Annotated in this window: 13 protein-coding genes and 2 pseudogenes; 11 read left to right on the top strand and 4 right to left on the bottom strand. The window is 43.8% G+C overall.

The features are described 5' to 3' along the window. Positions 1–1892: pseudogene (locus KFQ09_RS06005) on the top strand (ABC-F family ATP-binding cassette domain-containing protein). A 28-nt stretch (positions 1893–1920) separates the two neighbouring features. On the opposite strand, the gene folE2 reads toward KFQ09_RS06005, so the two are convergent. Continuing rightward, a complete protein-coding gene (folE2, locus tag KFQ09_RS06000; RefSeq protein ID WP_250026843.1) occupies positions 1921–2817 on the bottom strand; it encodes a GTP cyclohydrolase FolE2 in 897 nt (298 codons plus the stop codon). Between the two features lie 143 nt (positions 2818–2960). On the opposite strand from folE2, the gene KFQ09_RS05995 reads away from it, so the two are divergent. Both KFQ09_RS05995 and KFQ09_RS05990 read left to right on the top strand, forming a co-directional pair. Next, positions 2961–3386, top strand: coding sequence for a MerR family transcriptional regulator (locus KFQ09_RS05995; RefSeq protein ID WP_017366797.1), 426 nt, complete (start codon positions 2961–2963; stop codon positions 3384–3386). 57 nt (positions 3387–3443) lie between these two features. Continuing rightward, positions 3444–4634 (top strand): MFS transporter, encoded by a 1191-nt coding sequence (locus KFQ09_RS05990; protein WP_017360409.1) that lies wholly within the window; start codon positions 3444–3446, stop codon positions 4632–4634. Between the two features lie 46 nt (positions 4635–4680). On the opposite strand, the gene KFQ09_RS05985 is transcribed toward KFQ09_RS05990, so the two are convergent. Next, positions 4681–6234, bottom strand: coding sequence for an ABC-F family ATP-binding cassette domain-containing protein (locus KFQ09_RS05985; protein ID WP_041090662.1), 1554 nt, complete (start codon positions 6232–6234; stop codon positions 4681–4683). Between the two features lie 152 nt (positions 6235–6386). On the opposite strand from KFQ09_RS05985, the gene KFQ09_RS05980 reads away from it, so the two are divergent. Further along, positions 6387–7529 (top strand): DEAD/DEAH box helicase, encoded by a 1143-nt coding sequence (locus KFQ09_RS05980; protein WP_216099602.1) that lies wholly within the window; start codon positions 6387–6389, stop codon positions 7527–7529. Positions 7530–7566: 37 nt separating this feature from the next. Here KFQ09_RS05980 and KFQ09_RS05975 read toward each other — a convergent pair whose 3' ends face one another. Together KFQ09_RS05975 and KFQ09_RS05970 are read right to left on the bottom strand one after the other, a co-directional pair. Beyond that, the gene (locus KFQ09_RS05975) at positions 7567–8571 is read right to left on the bottom strand and encodes an NADP-dependent oxidoreductase (protein WP_216099603.1); all 1005 of its coding nucleotides are present in this window, start codon (positions 8569–8571) and stop codon (positions 7567–7569) included. 121 nt (positions 8572–8692) lie between these two features. Next, entirely contained in the window at positions 8693–9070 is a 378-nt protein-coding gene (locus KFQ09_RS05970) for a YfmB family protein (RefSeq protein WP_017366799.1), read from the bottom strand. Between the two features lie 222 nt (positions 9071–9292). Here KFQ09_RS05970 and KFQ09_RS05965 point away from each other — a divergent pair, with 222 nt between their 5' ends. From KFQ09_RS05965 to KFQ09_RS05935, 7 genes and pseudogenes are all read left to right on the top strand, one after another. Next, on the top strand, positions 9293–9640 hold the full coding sequence (locus KFQ09_RS05965) for a YflT domain-containing protein (protein ID WP_007496775.1): 348 nt from the start codon (positions 9293–9295) through the stop codon (positions 9638–9640). A 934-nt stretch (positions 9641–10574) separates the two neighbouring features. Then, on the top strand, positions 10575–11231 hold the full coding sequence (locus KFQ09_RS05960) for a class I SAM-dependent methyltransferase (protein WP_255836098.1): 657 nt from the start codon (positions 10575–10577) through the stop codon (positions 11229–11231). A 517-nt stretch (positions 11232–11748) separates the two neighbouring features. After that, positions 11749–12474: a GTP cyclohydrolase II gene (locus KFQ09_RS05955; protein WP_017360404.1), complete on the top strand. Its 726-nt coding sequence runs from the start codon at positions 11749–11751 to the stop codon at positions 12472–12474. A gap of 32 nt (positions 12475–12506) precedes the next feature. Continuing rightward, on the top strand, positions 12507–13310 hold the full coding sequence (locus KFQ09_RS05950) for a formylglycine-generating enzyme family protein (protein WP_017360403.1): 804 nt from the start codon (positions 12507–12509) through the stop codon (positions 13308–13310). A gap of 4 nt (positions 13311–13314) precedes the next feature. Beyond that, positions 13315–15072: a WD40 repeat domain-containing protein gene (locus KFQ09_RS05945; protein WP_008343181.1), complete on the top strand. Its 1758-nt coding sequence runs from the start codon at positions 13315–13317 to the stop codon at positions 15070–15072. A gap of 281 nt (positions 15073–15353) precedes the next feature. Continuing rightward, positions 15354–16435: pseudogene (ribD, locus tag KFQ09_RS05940) on the top strand (bifunctional diaminohydroxyphosphoribosylaminopyrimidine deaminase/5-amino-6-(5-phosphoribosylamino)uracil reductase RibD). A 116-nt stretch (positions 16436–16551) separates the two neighbouring features. Continuing rightward, complete coding sequence (locus KFQ09_RS05935) at positions 16552–19584, top strand: exosporium glycoprotein BclB-related protein (protein WP_255836097.1); 3033 nt, start codon at positions 16552–16554, stop codon at positions 19582–19584. Positions 19585–19717: the final 133 nt, after the last annotated feature.

Raw genomic sequence — 19717 nt, 5'->3', positions numbered from 1 at the left:
ATGAGTTTATTGAATGTAGAAGGATTATATAAAACCTATGGCGAAAAAACGCTGTTTGATCATATCTCTTTTCATATAGAACCAAAGGAACGCATCGGGTTAATTGGACCTAATGGAACAGGGAAGTCAACGCTTTTAAAAGTCATTGCAGGACTTGAATCATTTGAGGAAGGCGACATTACAAAGGCAGGGACACTTGATATCGAATTTCTTGAGCAAGATCCTGAAATGAGCGGAGATGAAACGATTCTCGACTATATTTTTTCAGGAACAGCACCGATGATTCAAACGATGAAAGCCTATGAACAGGCGCTGGCTGATTTAGAGCATGATCCACAAAACGAGGCAAAACAAGAAGCGCTTATGCGTATGCAAAATAAAATGGATCAGGACGACGCATGGGATGCGAACCTTTCGGCGAAAACGATTTTGACAAAGCTTGGTGTCAAAGATGTGAGCCGTTCTGTTCATGCGTTATCAGGCGGACAGAAAAAGCGTGTGGCGATCGCCAAAAACTTAATCCAGCCTGCGGGTTTGCTGATTTTAGATGAGCCGACAAACCATCTAGACAACGCAACCATTGAATGGCTTGAAGGATATTTGAGTCAATACAGCGGGCTGTCATTCTTGTAACCCATGATCGTTATTTCTTAAACCGCGTCGCTAATCGGATTTATGAATTAAATCAGGGGCAGCTTTACACATATAAAGGAAATTATGAAGTCTTTTTAGAAAAAAGAGCGGAACGAGAAGCAGAAGCTCAAGTAAAAGAAACGAAACGTCAAAACCTGCTTAGACGTGAGCTTGCATGGCTGAGAAGAGGGGCAAAGGCTCGAACAACAAAGCAAAAAGCACGTATCGGCAGAGTGGAAGAGCTGAAGGATCAAAAGGGACCTGATGCAAAGGGAGAGCTTGATTTTGCGATCGGTTCTCACCGGCTTGGAAAACAAGTGATTGAGGCAGAAGAGATCAGCATCACATTTGCTGGTCAAACCCTTGTGGACCAGTTCAGCGATTTAGTCGTGCCAGGGATCGTATCGGATTTATCGGACCGAATGGAGTGGGCAAAACGACTTTACTCAATTGCCTGGCGGGTAAAAATAGAACCGACGAATGGACAATTGACCATTGGACAAACAGTTCGCATTGGCTATTACACGCAGGACCATAACGAAATGAATGAAGAGCTGAATATCATTGATTACATTAAAGAAACAGCTGAAATTGTCAAAACGGCAGATGGCGTCATTGTGACAGCAGAGCAGATGTTGGAGCGATTTTTATTCCCTAGATCCATGCAGCGCACGTTTATCCGCAAGCTGTCAGGGGGAGAGCGCCGCAGATTGTATTTATTGAAGGTTTTGATGGAAGAGCCGAATGTTCTCTTTTTAGATGAGCCGACGAACGACTTGGATACAGAGACACTGAGCATTTTAGAGGATTATTTGGAGCAGTTCCCAGGCGTAGTCATCACCGTGTCGCATGATCGTTATTTCTTAGACCGAGTCGTCCATCGTCTGCTTGTGTTTGAAGGAAATGGACGTATTTCACACTTCCAAGGTGCTTACAGCGATTACATGGAGCAAGAAAAAGAACAGAAGCGGACAGAGACAAAACCAGCTGAAAAACAAGTAGAAGCTGCACCGAAAAAGAGGAAAAAACTATCCTATAAGGACCAGCTTGAATGGGATGGGATTGAAGATCGGATACAAGCACTAGAGGACAAACACCAGCAGCTCGAAGCCAGCATTGCAGAGGCTGGCAGTGATTTTGGGAAAATTCAAGAGCTGATGGACAAGCAAAAAGCCGTCGCTGAAGAATTAGAACAAGCGATGGATCGCTGGACAGAACTGTCGATGATGATTGAAGAATTAGAAAGTAATGAAAAATAAAGGTTGGCAAAAAAACTGTAGAGACATTCTACAGTTTTTTTTGATAAGAACATTTGGCATAAGCATCGTGCTGATGAATGGATTCTTCATTTCGACACTCAATTTGAAAGCCTTTGATCCAGTTTTGTTCATATAGCTCTGCTGCAATTAATCTCGCAACATCCTCTACAAAACGTGGATTTTCATAGGCCTCTTCTGTCACTTGTTTTTCATCTGGTCTTTTGAGTACAGGGTAAAGAGGCGCACTCGCATTAGACTCGATGATCTGCAGTAGATCTGCTTTCATGTCATCAGGGAGTTGACCTTGTTCAAACAGCTCTACCTGAATCGATACAGTGCCGCGCTGATTATGTGCGCCGTATTCACTGATTTCTTTTGAACAAGGACATAACGTTGTCACCTGAGCAGTGCAGCCAATATGACAAATCCATCCGTTTTCTTCATGAAAGTGGATGTCGTATTGCACGTCTGCATGCATCAAACCGGACTTTCCGCTGATGGGACTCTTTTTTTCCATGTACCACGGAAAGGAAACTTGAATCGAGGCAGATGGCTGATTCATATGCTTGGCAAGCTGTGCTGTCAATTCTTTTAAGGAATCCACATCAACCGGCTTTCCGCTCTCATAAAATGAGTGAAGCTGCTCGGTGAGACGGCTCATATGAATGCCTTTTTGATGAGCTGGCAAATATGTACTCAACGTAAAATCAGCGGAAGCGGTTTGGTGCTGTGGAGTCGTTTTAGACAAAATATTTACAGGGTACGACACACGGCAAATTCCGACCTGTTCAAGATCAAAATAAAAGTCCTGTTCGGTTTGTTGGATGTCTATCATGTCCTCTTTTTGACAAGGTTTTGTTCTAGCGCTTGGCGGGACAGAACCGAATTGTGCGTGTCGTTCTTTTTTGGATGGAAATGAACGCATAGGGTACCTCCTTTAAAACGTAATTATTCCTATTTATTCTGCATCAAACCACAATAGAAATCAAGTGATCAAACATTAACGTTTACGTTAAGGTCACAAAGGTGTATAATAAAACATGAATTGATGAGCAGGAGGCACTGGTGATGGAATGGATGAAAATTGATCAAGTGGCGAAAAGAAGCGGTCTGACGAAACGGACCATTCGTTTCTATGAAGAGATTGGTTTATTATCAGCACCAAAGCGGACAGAGGGCGGAGTCAGACTTTACTCAGAGGATGACATGGAAGAACTGGAGAAAGTGATGCAGGCCAAAGAAGTACTTGGCTTTTCTTTACAAGAGCTTCAGTCGTTTATGGAAATAGGAAAACAGCTTGAGCTGAATAAAGAAGGCTACCTGTTATCTCTTGACCCGAAGGAACGATTAGAGAAACTGTTAGATATTGATGCGCAGCTGACTGTGCAGCATCAATTGATTACAAAAAAGCTAGAAACGATTCAATCCTTTAAAAAGGATCTTGAAATGATGAAAGAAAGAGCGGCTCATGCCATTGAGCAATTACAAAAATAAACACCTTAGCGTGTTTATTTTATTTTGTTAAACAACTGTAGGAAAGGTTCTGATGGAATGAAGGAAGAAGAAGTATTGAAACAGCGTACAAGTCTGCTTAGACAGCCAAAGGCCGTCTGGGCGGTGGCCTTTGCTTGTGTGATTTCATTTATGGGCATAGGGCTTGTAGACCCGATTTTGCCAGCCATTGCATCACAATTAGATGCATCTCCAAGTCAGGTCTCTCTTTTGTTTACGAGCTACTTACTTGTGACTGGCTTTGTGATGTTTTTTACCGGTTTTATTTCTAGTCGGATTGGTGCGAAATGGACGTTATTAATCGGACTTATTTTTATTATTGTCTTTTCTGCTTTAGGGGGTACCTCTTCAACGATTAATGAATTAATCGGCTTTAGAGGCGGATGGGGCATTGGGAATGCCTTATTCATTTCAACGGCTCTCTCTGTCATTGTCGGCGTGTCTGTTGGAGGAAGTGCGAAGGCCATTATTTTATACGAGGCTGCACTAGGTCTTGGGATTTCGGTTGGACCGCTGCTTGGCGGAGAGCTTGGGACGATCTCTTGGCGCGGGCCATTCTTTGGTGTGGCAGTGTTAATGCTCGTTGCTCTTTTAGCCATTACGTTTATGCTTCCACCGATGCAAAAGCCGCAGAAAAAGGTGAAGTTATTTGAAGCTGTTGGAGCCTTGAAATATAAGGGGCTTTTAACGATGGCATCTGCTGCTTTCTTATATAACTTTGGATTCTTTGTTCTTCTAGCTTATTCGCCATTTGTGCTTCATCTTGATGAGCATGGTCTTGGCTATGTCTTTTTTGGATGGGGATTATTTTTGGCTGTGACATCTGTCTTCTCAGCGCCGGTCATTCATCGCAAATTGGGTACATTAACAGCTCTTGTTGTTCTCTTCGCTTCGTTTGCTGTGATTTTATTCGGCATTGGAATATGGACATCACATGTGGTCGTGGTCATTTGCGGTATTGTCATTGCTGGGGGAATTCTCGGCATGATCAATACGGTGCTGACGACGGCTGTGATGGGATCAGCTCCTGTTGAGCGTTCAATTGCATCATCCTCATACAGTGCTGTACGATTTATTGGTGGTGCGATTGCGCCTTGGATTGCAGGAGTACTCGCTGAAACTTACACAGCAAGCACCCCTTATTATGTAGGGGCGGCTGTTGTTCTCTTAGGATTGGTCATCCTGCTTCTTGGCCGTAAGCATTTGGTGAATATCCAGGCAGGTCATTAATAGAAAAAAGCCTTATATCTGCAAACGATATAAGGCTTTTTTGTCGTTATAATACTTTTGTTGTCCAGGATTCGCAATTCCAAGTTTCAGTGGCCACATCTTGATAAAATTCAGGTTCGTGGGAAATCAATAGGACGCTGCCTTTATATTCTTTTAATGCGCGCTTTAATTCTTCTTTTGCATCGACATCCAAGTGGTTTGTCGGCTCATCGAGAACAAGCAAATTGGTTTCTTCGTTAATGAGCTTGCAAAGGCGGACCTTCGCTTTTTCACCACCACTTAAAACAGACACACGGCTTTCAATATGTTTTGTCGTTAAACCGCATTTGGCAAGGGCGGCTCTGACTTCATATTGTGTGTACGATGGGAAGGTGCTCCACACCTCTTCGATACAAGTGTTGCTGTTTTGCTCTTTTACTTCTTGTTCAAAGTAACCAATATGCAGGAATTCTCCGCGTTCCACCTCACCAGAAATGGGGGAGATTTCTCCAAGCAAGCTTCGGAGCAGTGTCGTTTTTCCGATACCGTTGGCACCGTATAACGCAATTTTTTGACCACGTTCCATTTTCAAATTCAATGGGCGGGAGAGCGGTTCATCATAACCGATGACTAAATCTTTCGTTTCAAAAATCAGTTTCCCAGACGTACGTGCCGGTTTAAAGTGGAATTCTGGTTTTGGCTTTTCGGCCGCCAGTTCAATCATATCCATCTTATCCAGTTTCTTTTGACGAGACATCGCCATATTTCGAGTGCTGACACGTGCTTTGTTTCTTGCGACAAAATCCTTTAGTTCAGCCACTTCTTGCTGCTGCCTTTTATACGCTGCTTCTAGCTGCTGCTTTTTCACTTCGTATACTTGTTTAAATTGATCATAATCACCAACGTATCGCGTGAGTTCTTGATTTTCGACATGATAAATCAAGTTAATGACACTGTTTAGGAACGGGATATCATGTGAAATGAGGATAAATGCATTTTCATATTCCTGCAAATAGCGCTTCAGCCACTCAATATGCTGTTCATCTAAATAGTTGGTCGGCTCGTCAAGAAGAAGAATTTCAGGCTTCTCTAACAGCAATTTCGCAAGCAGTACTTTTGTCCGCTGTCCGCCGCTCAGCTCTGTCACATCACGATCCAGCCCGAGATCTGTTAACCCAAGACCTCTTGCAATTTCCTCTACCTTGGAATCAATGATATAAAAATCATTGTTCGTCAGGGCATCCTGAATGACGCCTACTTCTTCTAAAAGCTTTTCTAGCTCATCAGGATCTGCTTCACCCATTTTTTCGTAAATGTCATTCATTGCGGTTTCCATTGAGAATAAATAATGGAAGGCATCTTGAAGGACTTCACGAATGGTTCTTCCTTTTTCAAGCACGGTATGCTGATCGAGGTAGCCGACACGGACATTTTTTGCCCATTCGACCTTTCCTGCATCTGGCTCAAGCTTGCCAGTAATAATATTCATAAACGTTGACTTTCCTTCACCGTTGGCGCCGATCAAGCCGACATGCTCGCCTTTTAATAAACGGAAGGAGACTTCGTGGAAAATGGCTCTGTCGCCAAAGCCATGACTTAAATCTTTAACAGATAATATCATTTTTTACACCTCAAATAGATTCAAAACGGCTAGTGCCTCTCATGATTATATCGAACTGTCCGGCTCGATAAAAGCATCAAAAGAAAAATTGCGTTTCAAAGCTGATTTTGAGATACTTAAGGATAGATTGAATGAGGATAAAGGAGATCAACATGACGGAAAATTGGGCATTTTTGAAAGAAGCAAAGCCATTTATTCAAAAGAACTTTGAAGCGGCTGGCTTTGAGAAGCCAACAGCGATACAAGAACAAACAGCAGAGTGGATTACGGAAAAACGCGATGTGATCGCAGAATCACCGACTGGAACAGGGAAGACCCTTGCGTATGTTCTGCCGCTTTTAAATAAAATTGATGTGAGTATCAAACACCCGCAAGTCTTAATCTTGGCACCTTCAAGAGAGCTTGTGATGCAAATTTTTGATGTCGTGCAAGAATTCAAACAAGGTTCAGACATCAAAGCTATTTCCTTAATAGGCGGGGCAAATATCAAGAAGCAGCAGGAAAAGCTAAAAAAACACCCGAATATCGTGGTGGCGACACCGGGTCGCGTACAAGAGTTAATCAAAATCAAGAAACTGAAAATGCATGAAGTGAAAACGATCGTGTTAGACGAGGCAGACCAGCTTCTTGTCCCAGAGCATATGAAAACGATCCAAGGGATCATTAAGTCCACATTAAAAGAAAGACAAATCCTTTGTTTTTCTGCAACATTGAAAGAAGAAACCGTTCAGCTGATCAAAGAAATGACATCTGAACCAGAAGTATTGAAAATTGCTAGAAGCGAGGAAGAAGCACAGAAAGTGGGTCACTATTATCTGTTATGTGATCAGCGTGACAAAGTGAAACTGCTGCAAAAGCTATCACGGCTTGAGGACATGCAGGCGCTTGTCTTTGTGCGAGATATTACGAATTTGAGCATTTATGCAGAAAAATTAGCGTATCACCATGTCGACCTTGGTGTGCTTCACAGTGAAGCAAAAAAAGCTGAGCGTGCTGTGATCTTAAAATCATTTGAACAGCGTGAATTCCCGCTCCTTCTTGCAACAGATATTGCAGCAAGAGGAATCGATATTGATGATCTGCCATATGTGATTCATGCAGATATGCCAAATGAAGAGGGCTACATCCACCGTTCAGGCAGAACCGGACGCGCAGGAAAAGAAGGCGCAGTCATCAGTCTTGTCACACCTCAAGAGCAATCAATGTTGAAAAAAATGGCGAAAAAGCTGAATCTTTCGCTTGAAGAAATTGTGTATAAGCAAGGCCAGCTGCACCTTGCGCCCAAGCAGGCATAAGAAAAGGACCCTCCATTATTGGCAGGGTCCTTTTTTGTTATGAAATTTTGACAAGTTGTTTTCCGACATTTTCCCCTTTGAATAGTCCAAGGAATGCATCAGGAATGTTGTCAAAGCCTTCAATGATTGTTTCTTTATATGTGAGTTTATCTTCTTTTACCCATTGTGCGAGATCCTTCGCTGCCTCTCCAAAACGATCTGAATAGTTGCCAACAATGAAGCCCTGCATCAATGCACTTGTTTTAATGAGTTTTGTTTGCACACGAGGGCCAATGTCTTCGTTTGCACTAATGTTATAAGAAGAAATGGCGCCGCAGACTGGAATACGTGCAAAACGGTTCAAATGATTCATCACAGCATCAGAGATTTCGCCGCCCACATTGTCAAAATACACATCGACACCGTTTGGACAGGCTTTTGCAATAGCGTCATCTAAATCATTTGTTGTTTTATAATTAATGGTTTCATCAAAGCCCAGTTCTTTTAAATAAGCTAGCTTATCATCAGATCCGGCAATTCCAACGACGTGGGCACCTTTGATTTTAGCAATCTGTCCGACAACAGAACCAACGGCACCTGCGGCTCCAGAAATGACAACCGTTTCGCCTTCTTTTGGCTGACCAATCGCAAGAAGTCCAAAATAGGCTGTTTGTCCTGGCATGCCCAAAATCCCTAAGTAATAAGATAACGGCGCAATGGATGGATCAATTTTTGTCAGAGACTCTGCTTTGGCAGTAGAATATTCCTGCCAGCCAAGGAATCCAAGTACAAAATCACCTTTCTCAAATTGAGGAGATTTGGACTCGACGACTTCTCCGACCACTCCACCCTGGATCACTTCATTGAGTTTAAACGGAGGTGTATAGGATTTTGTATCTTGCATTCGTCCTCTCATGTAAGGATCTACAGACACATATTTCGTTTGAATCAAGACTTCGCCATCTTGCGGCGTTGGTATATCAACTGTTTCAAAATGAAAAACATCTTTAGTAGGTAACCCTTTTGGACGTTTTACTAATTGAATTTGTTTTTGTTGACTCATGTCAAATCCTCCCTTTCACTTGCAACCTAGATTTACATTAACATGATGCTTCTTTTCGTTCAAAACATACGGTCTTTTCCAAGCACATACAAAAAAGCAGCCACCATCTAAAAGAAGGGGACTACTTTTTTTGAAGAGAGACAGAAAGGAGCGGCGGGAGACAACCAAACAGTTGATACTCATCCGCATCACGTTCTTTTAATAAATATTCATTTGCATTTTGCATGGAGGCTTTCATCATATCGTGCGTCACAAAAGGAAAAAGGATATTTAAATATGAGGACAACAGGTCTTGTGGATCTTGTTCGATTGACTCGATATCTCCAATGTTAATAATAATAGAAAAGAGATAATCGATGCAGATGTGAAAGTGCTGTTCAGCAAACAAAGTAAGCGGCTTTGCTTTTGATTCTTCAGGATTCCATTTTTGAAAAAGCTGTTTCACCAAATCACTGACAACCCATGCATTAAACTGCTGCTCAGCTGAAAAATAATACATCAGCTCCACCCCATTTCTAGCCTCCAGTATAAGAATTGTACAACAAATGACAAGGAATGAATACAATTTTTCAGAAAATTTAGTCATATTCACAGTCTTTTTGTCAAAAATAAGTCCATAGACGCACTAAGTTCACAGAGTAAAAATGGATGTGCTGGAGGAAGGTTTAATGACAAAAGTGACGGGTAAAAGATTCGTAAGACGTTAAAGGAGGAATAATAAATGAAACCTGTTGTAAGAGAGTATTCAAATGATGAAACACTTCAAAGAGATGTGGAGCAATTAAAACAACTCGGTGTTGCAAGAGAGGACATTTATGTTCTGTCCCATGACGATGATCGAACTGAGCGTATTGCAAGCAACGCAGATGCCAATACGATAGGTCCAAAAGAAGTTGGACTCAAGCATGCGGTTGGAAACATCTTTAGCAAAAAGGGAGATGAACTCCGCAATAAGATTCACGAAATTGGTTTCTCAAAAGAAGAAGCTGAGACATTTGAAGAACATTTAGACGAAGGAAAAGTTCTTCTCTTTGTGACTGACCATGAAAAAGTGAAAAATTGGGCATAAACGCCATCGTAAAAAGCCTCTTACTTTTGTAAGGGGCTTTTTTTCATGCTGCGATAATTAAAATCTACCATCTGTCTTTTTCACTATAATAAGAAAGGTTGAAAAATTGGGATAAACAGTAAAATGTCTAATTGAAAATATAGAAATAGCAAAGGATACCGTCAAAAAAATGAAAAAAGTAGTGAAAATATCACAAAAAACCATTCGGGAAATAATTATGATATCTTTATTTTTATTTCAAAATGAAATAAAAATCTTGTGTAATTTAGTAGATAAATTTCTTAGTTCTATTGGTTTAAGTTGTATTTTTGTGTAGAAATAAGTGTTTTAAGGTCAAAAAACCACGAAATATACCTGTATTTTCAATTAGAAAATCATTCTAATGTTTAGGAAATAATTTGTTGACAAAATAATCTAAAAACAATATATTTGGCTTAATCAAGTTATTATGGAATTAGTTGTTAAATTTTTGATGGGTGGATTTCAGGATCAATTCGGTAAATGATGATGCATTAAGACCTAAGGGAGAGCGCTTCTGAGGCAGAGCGATACTGAAGAAATATCTATTAGACAAAAAAGAATAGATGAAAGATAGCTTAGAATGGTAGATTCGTCTTTCTACTATGCCTATTTCTCAATGATATTGTTCAAGGTATTCAGAGGATCATCATAAAGAAAGCGCTTTCTTATCGCTGTTAAGGAGGTGAATCCATATGAAGAAAATGTATAACAAACTGAGGCGCTGTAACAGTTGAATGGCTGTGGTTGTATGTGAAGATGAGTGCTGAAAAAGAAGAGTGACATGTGGGATGCTTCTCTCCTTTTTCAGAAAACAGATTTCCTAAAAAATCCATCTTTCATTTTATCATAAGGCTTTTTGCTTGAAAACCACCTTTGTTAGGAAAGGTGATTGTGAATTGAAGGAGGTCACGTGATGAAAAAGGCTTTGTATCATGAAGACAGCGGGTTGTATTTAGAGAAGATGCGCATGGCTTTTCAAGAACACTATGAGCAAAGAACAGATATGTGGTCTACTGATCCATCATTAACAGACGCTGCTGTGATGTCTCTCAAGGCATGGCGTTCCAGGGAAAAGGATGCACTTGCTTCTGTGCTGGATATCGGCTGCGGGAACGGCAGGGCTCTTGAACATTTACAAGGACTGTCGGCATATACCGGCATTGATCTTTATGAACATAAGGAATGGCAAGGATTAAAGAAAAGAAAAGAGGTTCCTGTCCATTTTTATCATCAAGATTTTATGTCCTGGTCAATGGATCAAGGGCGCGAGCTGACGTTTGATCTGATTTTAGATCATGGCTGCTTTCACCATCAGCACCCTGATGACCACGAACGATACTTAAAGCAGATTTCCTCGCTGCTTCATGAAGGTGGTGTCTTTTCCCTTGTTGTATGGGGAGAAGAGTGGAAAACAGGCTTAATCGGAGAAGATGGACGCTTCCATTTTTCATTCTCAGATACTCAGCTTGGAGAAAAGATTTGTACATCAGGACTTGAGCTCGTTTCGATTACACCATTACAAGCGAAGGCTGGGATCAGCCAGCATCATGTCATTGCTGTCAAAATCTAGTGCAAAGGAGGATAAACGCGATGTTTGATGTGATGGTTCTTGGTGCATACCTAGGCGGGTTTCATGCTTCAATCAATGTAGTTGAATTGAAGTACGGACTATTCATCCAATCAAAGGGTACAACCGGATGACGTGCATTTGAAGGACCAGAGCTTCTAGTAAAGGAGAAAGCAACTCGAAGCTAGCAGAGATATTCTTTTAGAGAAAGAGCATGTCAGTTTCCATTCAAGAATCATCAAATGGTGTTGCTCTCTTACAGAGAATACAGCGTATGAAGCTCGATTTCTGCTCCTTTGTACTGGACAAGTGACAGTCTAAAAAGAGTCTTTATGAAAGGTACTGATGGATGATTGGCATCGCACATCTATTCAGCCAGTATGACAGGAAATTTCTCCTGAGCCATGATTCTAGCTGGAACCGGTGCTCAGGGTGCAAAGGGAGTGCATACACATATTCATCACGCCATCACTGCGCTGAGAGAGTTCAATGGGGTGCAGTGATGAATAGGGGGAGACAAATGAACAAGTTTGTAGCTGAACTACAATCAATGATTCATCATTTTACATTTCAAGAAAAACACTATTTGCTCGTGGGGCCAGTGAACCTGCCGATCTCTATTGAACATGAAGAAGTGCAGTTTACATGGTATGCCTTTGCGTCTGTAGAAGCTGATACAACGCCAACGGTTGAGTCTATTGTACAAATGAGTACCGAGCAGCAAACATTTTCCTCTTGTCTCCTTTTTGGCGACTTTGAAAATGAAGTGCCGCCGCTTGTGCGAATTCATAGTGTCTGCCAAACAGGGGATGTGTTTGGGTCACTGAAATGTGATTGCGGTCCACAGCTTGCATCATCGCTAAAAAAAATCACCGATTACGGAAAAGGCATGCTTGTGTATATGGCCAATCAAGAAGGGCGCTCTATTGGGCTAATGGCCAAAGCCTTCACGTATAAATTACAGGAAATGAAACTGGATACATTTGAGGCGAACAGGTTGATCGGATGCGGAGATGATGATCGGCATTACGAGGAAGCAGCGGCTGTCTTGCACTATTTAAACAAAGGGAAACCATTGCATCTTTTAACCAATAATCCAGATAAAGTCGATTCCATTGCTGCTTACGGTCTTCCGGTTTTACGGTTTGATCATACGGTAGAAGCCTCTCTCTATAATGAGGCGTATTTAAAGGCAAAAGCAGCATCAGGGCATATGGTCGATGAGAAGAAATTAATTAATCAGTAGATGAGTTTATTTAAAGAAGGCGGGAGAAAAGCGTGAAACCTGATATCAATTGGATTCAAATCCCAAGCGGCTATGCGACGATTGGAAGTAATGAAGAAGATATGAAAAAGGCATCAGAATTTTGGAAGGACAAACTTCTGAATCCAGCCTATGGCCGTGAGAAAAAATTTCAAAAATGGCTGTACAAAGAATTTCCATCTTATCAGCCGTATATGAGCGAATTTTTCATCTCAGATACGGTCGTCACCAATGAATGGTATCAAAGCTATTGCGACGAGACAGGAAAGCCTTATCCAGAGAGCTTGACGAACCTAGAGCTTGGCGGGGGAAAAGACCATCCAGCTTGGGGCATGGACATCGAGGAAGCTTTCTCATTTTGTCAGTGGCTGAGCGGGAAGCTTGGATATGAGGTATCGATCCCTACTGAGGAAGAATGGGAATATGCTGCCCGGGGCAATACGAGACATCAATATCCTTGGGGAGATGAGTTTAACCCCTCTTACTGTAATACACACGAATCAAATATTGAAAAAACGACACCTGTCCGTCATTACGAAAAAGGAAGATCTCTATTTGGACTATATGATATGGGTGGCAATGTCGAAGAATGGGTCAACACCAAGTATCACATATATGAAGGCGGGATTGAGGTTGTAGATGATTTAACCGAGACACTCGGCAGTGATTACTACATTTTAAAAGGTGGCTCCTTCGCAAGAGGCGGAGATTTATGCAGAGTCGCAAGAAGACACGGGAAACACCCAGACCCTGTTTTTCGATTTACTGGTTTTCGTGTAGTTACTCGTCAAAAACAACATATAAAGGTGGGAGTGTAAAACCATGCATAGAGGACCGATTACATCCGTTTTATCAACTCAGCATGACCAAATTGTCTACACAGGCGGCTATGACCGCTGTATTTATAAATGGGACCGTGCCACGGGAGAAGGAACATTCATTGGCAGTCACGAGCATATCATCAACTCTTTATCCCTTTCGGAAAATGGCACGTATTTAGCGAGTGCATCGTCAGACTATACCATTCAATTATATGATACTGGCACACATACAAGAATTCGTACGCTATATGGTCATGCGGATGATGTGGAAGCTGTCGCATTTGCAAAGCAGGATACGCTTCTTGTATCGGTGTCCAGAGACAGAAGATGCTTAGTTTGGGATATTGAAACGGGAGCCATTTTAAGAGAATTCCATGGACATAGCAAGGATGTATTAGCTGTATGGATTCATGAGGATAAAGCTTATACAACTGGTGACGATGGCTATGTCCTTGTATGGCTCTATGAAACAGGAGAAATTGTAGGTGAAATTGGACCGTTTGATTATGAGCTGGATACCATCAGCGGCAGCAATCAAAAAGAAGTATTCGCCCTTGGTAGAGACGATGGCACGGTCATCATTTATGATGCCGCTACATTACAGGAGAAAAAAATCATTAAAGCTCATTTACAAGGTGTGAAACGTGTGAATTTTTCACCGAGCGGTAACTACTTGCTTACAGCGGGTTATGACCATCTAATTAAGCTGTGGAATTATGAAACCGGTGATTTAATTGATACGCTGCTGCCTCATAAATATCAATGGGAGCGCTCGCTTGTTTGGACAGAAGACGAGCAAGCCATTTTAGGAGCCAGCTTTGGGAAAACGTATTGTGAATGGTCCATTCAAGAAGGAAAAGTGATCTCTGATGAGCAGGAATTGGCGACACCTTCTATTAATGATATTGCGTTGACTGAAGCGGGTGATATTATCACTGCATCAGATGACGGAAAATTCAGAAAGAATGGAATCGAAATCGCAAAATCAACAGGTGTTCTCACAAATGGAGTGGCTGTTGCACGGGATGGAAGCTATTATGCATGGGGCGATCATGCGAGTCAGGTGCATATTGTACACGAGTCATTGCAGCAAATGGTCTCTTTTGATCTCAACACAGGTCCTGTCAATAGTGTGTATTTCCATGAGGAGGATCGTCAATTTTATATCGGCACTTATGGCGGTTATGTGCATGTCATTTCGACTGAACACTTAAAGGAAATCGGCCGTTCTAAAGCACATGATTGCGCGGTCAAAGCATTAAAGGTAGAAGGAGATCATATCATCACAGCGGCAGTTGAAGGAACCATCTGTCTTCTCGATAAAAAGAGTTTGTCCTTAACAGCAGAATATATCGGGGCGACAGAGCTGTTAAATGATGTATTTATTGATAGCAAAAGAGATCGTATTGCCATTGTCAGCCGTGATAAAAACGTCCGATTGTTTGATTTGCATACAGGCAGAATTTTAAATCAGCACAACGAGCATCAATATTCCATTAAATCCATCACTGTGACAGACTCTGGCTATATTGTGAGCGGAGACTATTGGGGGTATATTGTGGTCTGGAATCCAGAGCTAGATGTCAATACAGGTCCGATTCGAATTGCTAAGAATGGCATTAGTGCTATTAGACAACTAGGAAATGATGTGTATGCAAGCTCATATGACGGTGGTATTTATCATATTCGAGAAGATGGCACACATACGGAAGTACTGCGCTTATTTGAACAATTTCCGAAAGAAGTAATCTCTCATTAAGAAAAAGAATGTAAGCGGGGGATTCTCATGATAAGTGTTTGCAAGGAACATATGAAAAAAGGTCTGACTGTACTCAATTGTCCGCATGTGCTCCTCATTAATAAATATGAATGTCGCAAATGCTGTTTTTGTAAACAACGAGCATCATATAAACTGTTTTATTCCTTGCCTTACTATGATCGATCTGAAAAGAAACGGCTTGAGAAAGTATAGCACATGAGAATAGAACTCCTTCATTTTCTGAAGGAGTTCTTTCCCTTGAGAGAAGAAAGGAGCCCGAGATGAAAGACGATGTTTTTTATATGAAGCTGGCGATTGCCAACGCGAAGGCGATGAAAGGACAAACCTCACCCAATCCGCTTGTTGGTGCAGTGATTGTTCAGAGCGGTGAGATCGTTGGGATTGGTGCGCACATGAAGGCTGGCGAGCCTCATGCTGAAATTCATGCGCTACAAATGGCAGGAGAAAAGGCGAAGGGAGCTGACATGTATGTGACACTCGAACCTTGTACACATCACGGAAAAACAGGCCCTTGCACCGAAGCGATCATCAAAAGTGGAGTGAAGAAAGTGCTGATTGCCACCCAAGATCCGAATCCGGTTGTTGCAGGTAAAGGAATTGCCTTTTTGAAAAAGGCTGGAATTGAAGTGGAGCAAGGTATATGTAAACACGAAGCAGATCGTTTAAATGCTCCTTTTTTTCATTTGATGCAAACAAACCTTCCTTATGTCATCTTAAAATCAGCTATTTCGATAGATGGGAAAATTGCCACGGCTGATCAAGAAAGCAAATGGATCACTGGAATAGAAGCGAGAACAGAAGTGCAGCGCTTACGTCAAGAAGTAGATGCGGTGCTGACAGGAGTGGAAACGATTATTCAAGATGATGCCGGCTTAATTGTAAAGGATTCATTCAACCATCAGCCCATTCGTGTCATTTTAGATTCAACATTAAGGATACCGCTTCATGCCAAATGCTTAACAGATCATAGGGCAGAAACCATAATTTGTACATCACAAGATTATGATCATCAAAAGTATCAACAGTTGATACAAAAAGGTCATCAAGTATTTGTCACAAGCGGAGAACACCGGACAGATCTTCAGGATGTGTTACACCTGTTGAAGAAGCGCTCTGTGATGTCAGTGCTTGTAGAGGCAGGGGCAGTGTGAGTGCGTCATTTTTAGAAGCATCACTTGTGAACGAAGCTGTTATCTATATGGCACCTTTATTAATCGGAGGGAAAGATGCACCTACTTTTTTTGAAGGAGAAGGTGTGAAAAAACTAAAAAAGGCGATCCGTCCAGCGGATATTGAATATAGTATGGTAGGAAAAGATTTAAAAATGACGATGACATTTTAACGATGGAGAGAGGTCCTTGCACGCAGAGTGCAAGACCTTTCAAATTTTTTGATAAAAATAAAATTGTACATACACCTTTATCGATCATGATGAATACGATGGATGGGGGTGATTCTATGAGAAAATGTAGACAATGCGGAAAGATATACCCAACTCATTCGACAGACCACTACCAAAAAGGAAGCTGGTATGATGCGTATAAGGATGATGGCTGGGAATGTGATAGTTGTAAGAAAGGTAAATCAGACAAACCAAGGAAACCAGTAAAAAATCCATGCTGTGGAAAAGATCCTTGTGTGTGTGTCATTCAAGGACCGCCAGGGGGAAGAGGAAGGAGAGGCCCAGCAGGTCCGGCGGGTCCAGTGGGTCCAGTAGGCCCAGCGGGTCCAGCCGGCCCGGCAGGTCCACAAGGCCCAACAGGCGTTGGGTTAACAGGGATTGTAGCATTTGATCCAGCGGTAGCCCCGGCGTATCCAGTAGGTCAAGTGGTGACATATGATGGCAGTACGTATGTGGTAAATTCAGCACCACCAACAGGTACGCCTGATACATCGCCGGATTATACGCTTTTAGCAGCTGCGGGCGCAACAGGTACAGGACCAACAGGTGTCACCGGAGATCCAGGTCCGACGGGTGCAACAGGAGCCACTGGTGTAGGTCTAACTGGAGTCGTTCCTTTTGATGCGGCAGCGGCACCAGGATATCCATTGGGTCAAGTAGTGACATATGAAGGTGGAACGTATCTTGCAAACACAGCATCACCAACGGGTACACCGGATACATCACCAGATTATACGCTTCTAGCCGCTGCGGGTGCGACAGGAGATACGGGTGCAACCGGAGCAACAGGAACAGGAGCAACAGGAGATACAGGCGCAACTGGAGCGACCGGAGCCACAGGAGATACGGGTGCCACAGGAGCAACAGGAACAGGAGCGACTGGCGCTACTGGAGATACAGGCGCAACCGGAGCGACCGGAGCCACAGGAGATACGGGTGCCACAGGGGCAACAGGAACAGGAGCGACCGGCGCTACTGGAGATACAGGTGCTACTGGAGCGACCGGAGCCACAGGAGATACGGGTGCCACAGGGGCAACAGGAACAGGAGCCACGGGTGCAACGGGAGATACAGGAGCGACAGGAGCAATCGGAGCGACCGGTGCAACGGGAGATACGGGAGCGACCGGTGCAACGGGAGATACGGGAGCGACCGGTGCAACGGGAGATACGGGAGCGACCGGAGTAACCGGAGCCACAGGAGTAACGGGAGATACGGGAGCGACTGGAGTAACCGGAGCCACAGGTGTAACGGGAGATACGGGAGCGACTGGAGTAACCGGAGCCACGGGCGCTACGGGAGATACAGGAGCGACCGGAGTAACCGGAGCCACAGGAGCAACGGGAGATACCGGGGCAACCGGAGTAGGGTTAGCTGGTATTTTGGCATTTGACCCAGCAACAGCTCCAACCTATCCAGTAGGTCAAGTGGTGACATATGAAGGTGGAACTTATATCGTAAATACAGCGCCACCAACTGGCACACCAGATACGTCTCCAGATTATACGTTATTGGCAGCCGCAGGTGTGACAGGCGCCACGGGAGATACAGGAGCGACCGGAGTAACCGGAGCCACAGGTGCAACGGGAGATACGGGAGCGACTGGAGTAACCGGAGCCACAGGTGTAACGGGAGATACGGGAGATACGGGAGCGACTGGAGTAACCGGAGCCACAGGTGCAACGGGAGATACGGGAGCGACTGGAGTAACCGGAGCCACAGGTGTAACGGGAGATACGGGAGATACGGGAGCGACCGGAGTAACCGGAGCCACAGGTGTAACGGGAGATACGGGAGCGACCGGAGTAACCGGAGCCACAGGTGTAACGGGAGCGACCGGAGTAACCGGAGCCACAGGTGTAACGGGAGCGACTGGAGTAACCGGAGCTACAGGTGCAACGGGAGATACGGGAGCGACCGGAGTAACCGGAGCCACGGGTGCAACGGGAGATACGGGAGCGACCGGAGTAACCGGAGCCACAGGAGCAACGGGAGATACCGGGGCAACCGGAGTAGGGTTAGCTGGTATTTTGGCATTTGACCCAGCAACAGCTCCAACCTATACAGTAGGTCAAGTGGTGACATATGAAGGTGGAACTTATATCGTAAATACAGCACCACCAACTGGCACACCAGATACGTCTCCAGATTATACGTTATTGGCAGCCGCAGGTGTGACAGGCGCAACGGGAGATACGGGAGCGACTGGAGTAACCGGAGCCACAGGTGTAACGGGAGATACAGGAGCGACCGGAGTAACCGGAGCTACAGGTGCAACAGGAGATACGGGAGCGACTGGAGTAACCGGAGCCACAGGTGTAACGGGAGATACGGGAGCGACCGGAGTAACCGGAGCAACTGGCGCTACCGGAGCCACGGGAGCAACCGGAGTAACCGGAGCCACAGGAGCCACGGGAGATACGGGAGCGACCGGAGTAACCGGAGCCACGGGAGCAACCGGAGTAACCGGAGCCACGGGAGCAACCGGAGTAACCGGAGCCACGGGAGCGACCGGTGCAACAGGGGCTACAGGAACCGGAGCCACGGGCGCAACCGGTGCAACAGGTGTGACAGGATCAAGTGCGATTATTCCATTTGCATCTGGTACGCCAGCTGTTTTAACCACAATCGCAGGCGGTCTAGTTGGAACATCTAGCTTGGTCGGATTCGGTAACTCGGCGACAGGTGTCAGTATTGTAGGCGGAATCATTGATTTAACCGGAGCAGCAGGAACATTGTTAAACATGGCATTCTCCGTTCCAAGAGCTGGAACCATTACGTCATTTGCCGGCTATTTTAGCACGACTGCAGCCCTTTCTCTAGTTGGCACAAATATTACTGTGACGGCTAGTCTGTTTGCTTCACCAACACCAGATAACAGCTTCACTCAAGTAGCGAGCGTTACATTGGCACCGGCGTTAACCGGTATTTTAACGATAGGGGCTATTTCAAACGGTATCGCTACTGGTTTAAGTGTACCAGTCACACCGCAAACAAGATTGCTTGTCGTATTCTCGGCAACAGCTACTGGTCTTTCCTTAGTGAATACTGTAGCAGGCTATGCAAGTGCTGGTTTATCCATCACGTAATAGGCACACAGGGATGACTCAATACTGAGTCATCCTTTTTTGTCTGTGTGAATTTTCTCTTAACTTCATGAGAAAAAATGATATGATTTTCTTAGAGTCTATTCGGGTGAATCTACTGAATTAGGGGTTGTGG

This window comes from Bacillus sp. FS02, from assembly GCF_024398395.1.
Taxonomy (GTDB): Bacteria; Bacillota; Bacilli; order Bacillales; family Bacillaceae; genus Bacillus; species Bacillus altitudinis.
This window is presented reverse-complemented; position numbering and strand designations above follow the sequence as displayed.

What these genes read in the sequence shown, in the direction of transcription:
- folE2 (WP_250026843.1), bottom strand. Translation starts at nt 2,817, where the DNA reads ATGCGTTCATTTCCATCCAAAAAAGAACGACACGCACAATTCGGTTCT.
- KFQ09_RS05995 (WP_017366797.1), top strand. Translation starts at nt 2,961, where the DNA reads ATGGAATGGATGAAAATTGATCAAGTGGCGAAAAGAAGCGGTCTGACG.
- KFQ09_RS05990 (WP_017360409.1), top strand. Translation starts at nt 3,444, where the DNA reads ATGAAGGAAGAAGAAGTATTGAAACAGCGTACAAGTCTGCTTAGACAG.
- KFQ09_RS05985 (WP_041090662.1), bottom strand. Translation starts at nt 6,234, where the DNA reads ATGATATTATCTGTTAAAGATTTAAGTCATGGCTTTGGCGACAGAGCC.
- KFQ09_RS05980 (WP_216099602.1), top strand. Translation starts at nt 6,387, where the DNA reads ATGACGGAAAATTGGGCATTTTTGAAAGAAGCAAAGCCATTTATTCAA.
- KFQ09_RS05975 (WP_216099603.1), bottom strand. Translation starts at nt 8,571, where the DNA reads ATGAGTCAACAAAAACAAATTCAATTAGTAAAACGTCCAAAAGGGTTA.
- KFQ09_RS05970 (WP_017366799.1), bottom strand. Translation starts at nt 9,070, where the DNA reads ATGTATTATTTTTCAGCTGAGCAGCAGTTTAATGCATGGGTTGTCAGT.
- KFQ09_RS05965 (WP_007496775.1), top strand. Translation starts at nt 9,293, where the DNA reads ATGAAACCTGTTGTAAGAGAGTATTCAAATGATGAAACACTTCAAAGA.
- KFQ09_RS05960 (WP_255836098.1), top strand. Translation starts at nt 10,575, where the DNA reads ATGAAAAAGGCTTTGTATCATGAAGACAGCGGGTTGTATTTAGAGAAG.
- KFQ09_RS05955 (WP_017360404.1), top strand. Translation starts at nt 11,749, where the DNA reads ATGAACAAGTTTGTAGCTGAACTACAATCAATGATTCATCATTTTACA.
- KFQ09_RS05945 (WP_008343181.1), top strand. Translation starts at nt 13,315, where the DNA reads ATGCATAGAGGACCGATTACATCCGTTTTATCAACTCAGCATGACCAA.
- KFQ09_RS05935 (WP_255836097.1), top strand. Translation starts at nt 16,552, where the DNA reads ATGAGAAAATGTAGACAATGCGGAAAGATATACCCAACTCATTCGACA.